We start from the raw sequence: 6,979 nt of genomic DNA on the forward strand, positions 1-6,979 counted from the left end.
CGCGGCCGCGACCGCGGCCGCGGCCCGCGTGTCCACCTCGTCGACCGCCAGGTAGCAGGCGATGTGCGGGGGTGTCCCGGGCGGATAGATAGCTGCCGTCACGTCACTGAGTCCGCCGATGCGGTGCTCGCCCACCCGGATGACGCCGGCCTGCCGCCACGAGTCCTGGTCGGTCTCGACAGTCCAGCCCAGCGTGCGTTCGAAGAAAGCTGCCGCCGCGTTCGGATCCCGTGTCTTCAGGTCCACCCAGCAGAATGTCCCATCAGGTCGGGGGACCAGACCTTCAGAAGGCTGCGCACTCATCGCCCGTAAGCATCGCAGAAGCCATTGCCGACTGAATGTCGCGACAGGAAACCTGTCCATCAATTGATGCACTTATGGACATGAAGGTGGTAGTCACTGAACAGCGGTTACCACCTTCGATTCTGTCCAGGATCGACCCTTCTGTGAACGTGTGGACTCGGCTCTAGGTGCTGCGTCGCGCCCGGACGCCTCGCCGCGGCCGGCTGCGGATGCACTGAAGGCCGGGCCGGCCTGTCGTCGATTCGTCGCCGCCGGTGTGCAGGAGGCTGCTATCGCCCGGTGTGGGTCCGCAGCGCCTGGCCGAGCCAGCCGAACACTGGATCCAGATCCTCTACGGATGGCCAGCCGTTTATGGCAGCTACGAGTTGCCAGTACCGCGTCACGCGGGAGTCGTTGGCTACCTCCAAGCGTTGCAGTATCCATCGTCGGAGGGCGCTGTCGTCGGGTTTGCCGAATGTCTCGGCGTAACGCGTGGCGACGGCGTCCACGATCGGCGCGGCCGCGGCCGAATCAGGTGCGGTTGCCGCGGCGAGCGCGCGGCCGACTTCGTCGCGCACTGTTTCGGTGAGCGCGTGGTGCAAGCCGGTGGTGTCGCCCTCGATGCGTTGCTCGGCCTGATATTCGGCCATCCGGCGGACAGCTGCGCGGAAGTCGCTGTTCTGGACCAGCGCCACCAATTCCATCCAGGCCTCGATCTGCTCGGGGGTGGGGTCTTCGGGTAGGTCGGGCATGCTGGTGCGCAGTAGTTCGACCATCGCCGGGTTGGCGTCGACGCCGCCGAAGGTCTCGTCGATGAAGTCGTGGATGTAGCGATGCCGCTCGGCCTGTGACAGGTTCACCAATTTGTGCATCAGGTCCATCTCCTGGGGGTCGGACTGTCGTTTCGCTACCGCCTGCAGTACGGACCGTCGCAGCCGTAGTCCTCGGATCTGGGCATCGAGGGCGGATGCGTGCGCAGCGGCTATCTCCGCCAGCGAAGTCTCGCTGGCCAGGATGCGCCGCACCGTGGCCAGGTCGATATCGAGTTCGCGCAGTGTCCGAACCAGTTCCAGACGAGACAGGGCAGCAATGTCGTAGAGGCGGTAGCCGGTCGGGGTGTGGGAAGACGGCGGAACGAGCCCCTTGTCGGAGTAGAACCGAATCGTCTTGACCGCAAGCCCCGTGCGTTCGGCCGCGACTCCGATCGGGAACAGCATCTCGTCGTCCATGGCTCCGAGCATGAGGTCTCCTCCTGCAGGAGACTCAAGTCGGTACCGAGCCGGCATGACATCGCCGGCTTCGTCCAACTCGGGAACCGTCCATATGCCGATGCATTCTTGGACATGATGGTTGGAGATCATCGCTGGTCGGGGATATTTCCTGGTGCATTACTGTCCGTGAATGCCCTTTTGGTGGACAGTGGGGCCGGGTCGGGGGTCCGAGGGTGAGCAGGGGTGTTCGGCGGTCCAGGATGCGAGGATGCGCAGTCTGTCGCTGGTGGGGGTGTCGGGGGCGGCGGTCCAGGTGATGAGTTGCTGTTCGGGGTCGGCGGCGCAGGTCAGTGTGTCCCAGTCCAGACTCAGTTCTCCGACGAGTGGGTGGTGCAGGGTTTTGGTGCCGATCCGGCGTGTGGCGACGTGGTGGGCGGCCCACCATCGGCGGAAGTGGTCGTCGCAGACCGATAGTTCGCCTACCAGGGCTGCCAGTTGCGGGTCGTCGGGTCGTTGGGCGGCTTCCATGCGCAGTTGGGCGACACAGGTGCGGGCGACGGTTTCCCAGTCGGCGTACAGGGCTCGCAGGGCGGGGTCGGTGAAGACGAGGCGCAGGTAGTTGCGATGTCTCTCCGGAATCCGGGCGAAATCGGTGAGCAGGGTCGCGGCCGGTGAGTTCCAGGCCAGAATGTCCATTCGGCGGCCCAGAACCAAGCCCGGCACGAACTGGAGGTCGTCGAGAAGTCGTTGCAGCGTGGGCTGGATCCGCTGCCGAGCACGCTGCCGCGGCCGTGCAGGGGCGCGGCCGGACAGTTCGTGGAGGTAGCCTCGCTGGTCGGCGTCGAGGTGCAGGACACGGGCCAGCGTGTCCAGGACCGGGCCGGACGCGGTGATGCGTCCCTGTTCGATACGGGTGTAGTAGTCGGTGCTGATCGCGGCGAGACCGGCGACCTCTTCGCGGCGCAGTCCCGGCACCCGCCGCGGTGTGGGGCCTTCGGCCAAGCCGGCATCTCGGGGTGTGAGGGCGTCGCGTCGAGCCCGCAGGAAATCTCCCAGCTCCCGCAGGTGAGTGTCGTCGGCCATACCTCCACCTTCCCGGATCCGCGGCCTGCTGTTCATGGGAGGAATTCCTCCCTCTCCGGTCGGGTGAGGGGGGAGGAATCCTTCCTCTGCCGGTCGGCGCTCACGGTTGTCAGCATGGGTTGCGGGTACCACGCGCCGAACAGCGCATCACCATCGCGAGCGTCACCGGGTTCCGGTTTCGAACAGCGGCGCGACGCTCGCCCGACACAGGGAGAGGATCACCATGGCAACCGATGAGGATCAGGCCAAGGCCGCCTTCGACAACTTCCTTCAACTCTGGACCACCGGCACCACCGCCGGTCGCCGCGCCCCGGTACTGCGCCGGCCCGACGAGGTCGGACTCGACTACGAGGACGTCACCTTCCCGTCCACCGACGGCATACCGCTGGAGGGCTGGTTCATCCCCGCCGACTCCGACCGGCTGGTCATCCACAACCACTTCCTGCCCGGCAACCGCTACGGCTACCCCGGCCACCTCCCCGAATTCGGTGGACTCGGCGGTTTCGAAGTCAACTTCCTGCCCGAATACAAGGCCCTGCACGACGCCGGTTACAACATTTTGGCCTACGACATCCGCAACCACGGTCTGAGCGGCCAGGGCAACGGCGGTATCGCCGGTATCGGCCTGCTGGAATACCGCGACGTGATCGGCTCCCTGCGCTACGCCGCCGCCCGCCCCGACACCCGCACCATGAAGAAAGTTCTGCTGTCGGTGTGCTTGGGCGCGGATTCCACCGCGGTCGCCTGGTCGAAACATCCCGAGGAGTTCTCCGAGGTCCAGGCCATGGTCATGCTGCAGCCGGTCTCGGGCCCCTACATCGTCGAGGAATTCGTCAAAGCCATCGGCATGGCCGACGGCTACGTCGAATTCGACAAGGCCGTCCACGAACGCACCGGATTCCACCTCGCCGAGCAATCCCCGCTCCAGCACGTCGGCGCGGTCACGGTCCCGACCCTGGTCGCCCAGGTCCACGACGACACCATGACCCGGCCCGAAGACGTCCAATCGATCTACGACGCGCTACCGGTCCAGGAGAAAGAGCTGTACTGGATCCGGGGCACGGACCGCCGGTTCGACGGTTACAACTTCTTCGGCCTGCATCCCGAGATCCCGATCGACTGGTTCGACAAACACCTGAAGTAACCGACAACCCTGCCCATCCGACAGGGGCCCCTCACCTGAACGTGTGGGGCTCCCGAACAAACCGGACCGCAGCGATCATGACCGCTTGCGGCAGATGTCGTAAATCGATGGCATTCCTGGGCACTCAAACAGGCAATCATCGCTGTTCAGCGATGATTGCCTGCCATTGGATCGTCCATGAACGCCATTAATGAACACTGCTCCTGAGCGGCAAAGAGGAGGTTTATCCGGCCGCAAGGCGTGGTGGTCGGCAGTCGGTATCGACGGAAGCACCCCCGGAGGGTTTCCGAGACGCAGTCGCATTATCGAGGTTCTGAGACATCGGAGAGTGGCGCCGGTAGTGACCTCGCGTAGATCCGATTCATCCCACGCTTTCCGGTTTTTTCGGCTACATTCTGGCTATCGTCCAATTGGGAGGCGCCGGTGGCTGATCGAGCGGTTGATGGAGAGGCGTCGGCCGAGAGGTATTCGCCGGGAGATCGGTGGGTGCCCGCGGATCGGCGGTTGCTGGGGTTGGACCGCGCCACGATCGCTCCGGCTCTGGTGGTGGCCGCGTTCCTGGTGGTGATGGGATTTGTGCTGCCGTCATGGAACCGGGCAGTGGGCTATGACGACATCGTGCGGGCCGGGGATGTACTCGAAGTGCGGGGCGGAGTGACTTTCGTGCCCGAACCGGGGTGGGGGGTCACCGACGGTGTGCGTGCCGATGACCGGCCCGGCAGCGGGACCTACCCCCAGCAAGCGGTGGTGGTGAACGGGCCGGTGCGGTTCGCGGTGCGGACCGGGACCTTCGAGGGCACCTCGCAGCAGCTGCTGGATCGGATCGGCCGCACCACCGAGTTGCTCACCGATGGTGAAGGCGCCCAGATCCACGGCGATCCGGTTCCGGTCACCACCCGTGACGGCACCCGGGGGGTGATGGCGCGGTTCTCCGGACCCGGCAGCGACGGGGCGGTCGCCGCATTCGCCGAAGAAGGGCTCGGGGTGGAGGTGGTGATCACCGGACCTGCAGAGGGTGCGACCGGGCAGGCCGAACAGGCGGCCGCGATGCTGGCCAGTCTCACCACGGAGGGATCGCGATGACCACCGCCGAGCAGCAGGACCGCCGAATCCACGCCATCGCCGAGTCCGGGTGGGGGCGCGGTTTCACCTTTTATCAGCCACGCAACCTGGCGTTCTGGGTGTATGCCGTGCTGGTCGGTGCCGGGATCGCGGACTTCGGAACGAAAGTGACGACTCAGTCCGCGGCCTACGGTCCCGCGCTGGCGGTCGCGATCGTTCTTTTCGGGCTCTACGGGGCCCTGTTCTGGTGGTTCACCCATCGCATCGACCGCTATGCCCGTCAACCCGCCGGCATCGTGATCGCCGCCTTTCTCTGGGGCGGGTTCGCCGCGACCTGGACGATGGCCGCGCCCGCCAACGACGCGCTGCGCGCCTTGTACGCGAAGGCATGGGGGCAGGCGTGGGCACTGGACTGGGGTGCCGGCCTGGCGGCACCGTTCACCGAGGAGATCGCGAAGGGGCTCGGCCTGATCCTGCTGATCGCTTTGGCGCCGCGGCTGATCCGCACCGCGTTCGACGGATTCGTGCTCGGTGCCTTCCTCGGGCTCGGGTTCCAGATCATCGAGGATATCGCGTACGCGATGAGCTCCGCGGCCTCCCGATTCGGCGCCGACCAGATCGCCGCGGAAGCCTCCACGATCTGGCTGCGCATGATCGTCGGGGTGGCAGCCCACATCCTCTACAGCGCGGTGTTCTGCGCCGGAGTCGTGTACCTGTTGGGCCGGCCCGCCCAGCCCCGCCGCGCGGGCAGGGGATTGGCGTTGATGGTGGCCGCGATGCTGCTACACGGTCTCTGGGACTCCGGAGGCGCGCTGGTGCGCGGCAACGGAGTGCTGCTGTTCCCGGTCTGGGGCGGGCTCATCCTCATCGCACTGATCCTGGTGGTGAAAGTCTTCGACACCACCGTCACCCAGGAGCGGCAGTTCCTGCGCGACATCCTCGGCCCCGAGGTCGGCAGCGGTGTCCTCACCCAGGAGGAACTCGATGCGGTGTGCGGAGACCGGCGCGCCCGCCGCTCCTACCGCCGGGCCGCCACCAGCCGTTCCGGCCGCCGACACCGCGGCTATATTCTCGACGCCGCCGCGGACCTCGCCGACGAGCTCGCCATTTCCGGTGGAGTGTCCGGCCCACGAGTTCAGTTCGCCCGGCGTGAGATCACCCGGCTGCGTGAGCACCGGCCGCCGCCCTCCCGGGATGCCGTCGCCGCGTGAGACCGGCACAAGGCAGTGTTCATCAACCGATTGAGCCCAAGATCGTTTTATCAACAGGCGAGCCGAAACCGCTCCTGAGCACGAACGCCCAGGTCGGCCGGAAACGACGACTGTTCAATAAACATGTCGCAAAGTCTGACCGTTCAACAACTCGGAATGATCCATTATGTACAGCTTGTGGGTGGCGGATACGGATGCCCTCGAACCGCTTTCCCTCGACGGCGACGCCCTGGATCCGTCGGTGAGGGAGGCGCGCTCATCGGGTACGCCCGTGTCCCTACCTTGGGGCCAGAATCTGGATCGGCAGACGCCCGACCACGCTGTCCAAATACCTGCCGGAATCGGCCGAGTAAGGACGATCATCCTTCGGTGCGAGCCGCGGTGGCCGAAAAGGCCACGGTCACGGCGGAGGCCGAGTAGAGGCGGAGTGCGTCGGGAGAGCTCGGGTGAACCCCTGCGCCCCAGGGGCACCGGCAGCGGTCCTGCCCGGGTCCGCTGTGCCGTACCGTTGGGGATGGAAAGATCGATCGAGTATTCCCGTCGTCGCCCAGTGGATCTCAGGAGAGTCGATGCCATCAGAAGAATTCGGTACGCCGCACCTCGGAGCTTCCTCGTCCCTGGACGGCCTGGGTCCGGTGGAAATGGAAACACCCACCCAGGACCTCGTCGTCGACGGCATCCTGGACACCTTCGTCACCAGCGGCCCTGATTCGATGAATGTGTGGACCGATAACGACCTCGACGGCTACGCCGACGAGGTCAGCGTGGTGGAGAACGACGGCAGCTATTCGGCGTGGGAGTACCACCGCAATCCGGACGGATCGGGTGAGTGGCGCCAGACCGAACAAGGCAAGATGGGGGAGTGATCGGGGTGCCACCTGGGTGGGGCGCCGCACAATAGGACCCTTCCCGCGATAACGGCGAATCCTGTGACCGGCCAACATAATTCAGGGGCGGGACAGCGTCATCCCTCTATAGACTTCCCG

The 6,979-nt window shown here is 65.7% G+C and carries 7 protein-coding genes; 4 read left to right on the top strand and 3 right to left on the bottom strand.

Going from position 1 to position 6,979, the window contains the following annotated elements; genetic code table 11:
* The 3 genes from ACWDU1_RS26895 to ACWDU1_RS26905 all read right to left on the bottom strand — a co-directional run.
* On the bottom strand, positions 1-246 hold a 246-nt coding region (locus ACWDU1_RS26895), incomplete at its 3' end, for a VOC family protein (RefSeq protein ID WP_450002657.1).
* Between the two features lie 326 nt (positions 247-572).
* Positions 573-1,643, bottom strand: a complete 1,071-nt coding sequence (locus ACWDU1_RS26900; RefSeq protein ID WP_450002658.1) for a MerR family transcriptional regulator — start codon at positions 1,641-1,643, stop codon at positions 573-575.
* A gap of 27 nt (positions 1,644-1,670) precedes the next feature.
* Positions 1,671-2,576 carry a helix-turn-helix domain-containing protein gene (locus ACWDU1_RS26905; RefSeq protein ID WP_450002660.1) on the bottom strand — a complete coding sequence of 302 codons (906 nt, stop codon included), beginning with the start codon at positions 2,574-2,576 and terminating at the stop codon, positions 1,671-1,673.
* Between the two features lie 223 nt (positions 2,577-2,799).
* Between ACWDU1_RS26905 and ACWDU1_RS26910 the strand changes: the two genes are divergently transcribed.
* The 4 genes from ACWDU1_RS26910 (at position 2,800) to ACWDU1_RS26925 (ending at position 6,859) form a co-directional block, all read left to right on the top strand.
* Complete coding sequence (locus tag ACWDU1_RS26910; protein WP_450002662.1) at positions 2,800-3,720, top strand: alpha/beta hydrolase family protein; 921 nt, start codon at positions 2,800-2,802, stop codon at positions 3,718-3,720.
* Positions 3,721-4,206: 486 nt separating this feature from the next.
* Entirely contained in the window at positions 4,207-4,803 is a 597-nt protein-coding gene (locus tag ACWDU1_RS26915) for a hypothetical protein (RefSeq protein WP_450002664.1), read from the top strand.
* Entirely contained in the window at positions 4,800-5,993 is a 1,194-nt protein-coding gene (locus ACWDU1_RS26920) for a PrsW family intramembrane metalloprotease (RefSeq protein ID WP_450002665.1), read from the top strand. The genes ACWDU1_RS26915 and ACWDU1_RS26920 overlap by 4 nt, the downstream gene beginning before the upstream one ends.
* Positions 5,994-6,562: 569 nt before the next feature.
* On the top strand, positions 6,563-6,859 hold the full coding sequence (locus ACWDU1_RS26925; protein WP_450002667.1) for a DUF6802 family protein: 297 nt from the start codon (positions 6,563-6,565) through the stop codon (positions 6,857-6,859).
* The last annotated feature ends 120 nt before the right edge of the window (positions 6,860-6,979 follow it).

It is taken from the genome of Nocardia sp. NPDC003345 (genome assembly GCF_053589395.1).